Here is a 491-nt window from a genome sequence, read left to right as displayed (position 1 = left end):
ACTACGGGCCCAAGTTCTTCCGGCCGTACCAGGACTACCAGGCGCCGGTCTACGCGATACCCGGCAACCACGACTGGTACGAGGACCTGGCCGGCTTCATGCGGGTCTTCTGCGACGAGACCGGGCCGCTGCCGCCCGCCCCCGCGCCGCGCCCCCTCACCCGCGCCTGGCTGCGGTCCCTGCTGTGGCACCGGCCCCGCCCCGGCGACGGCGAACGTCTCGACGAGGCACGGAAGCTGCGCTCCTCCCCCGCGCAGCAGGCGGTGCAGCCGGGCCCGTACTGGGCCGTCGACGCCGGGCCGATACGCATCGTCGGCATCGACACCGGGCTGCTCGGGACGCTCGACGCCGAGCAGGGCGCGTGGCTGCGCGAGGTGTCCCGCGACCCGCGCCCGAAGATCCTGGTGACCGGCTCGCCCCTGTACGTGGACGGCGAGCACCACCCGTGCCCGATCGAGGGCGGCGGCACCGTCGACGGCATCGTCCGCGAC

At 74.5% G+C, this 491-nt stretch carries 1 protein-coding gene; it reads left to right on the top strand.

Annotated features, from left to right (window positions below):
- Window positions 1–491 (top strand): metallophosphoesterase (locus LPA54_RS36980; protein ID WP_368857901.1); only part of this gene is annotated, 491 nt, incomplete at both ends.

Origin of the sequence: Streptomyces sp. DH12, assembly GCF_020873895.1 — a bacterium.
Classification (GTDB): domain Bacteria; phylum Actinomycetota; class Actinomycetes; order Streptomycetales; family Streptomycetaceae; genus Streptomyces.
This window is presented reverse-complemented; position numbering and strand designations above follow the sequence as displayed.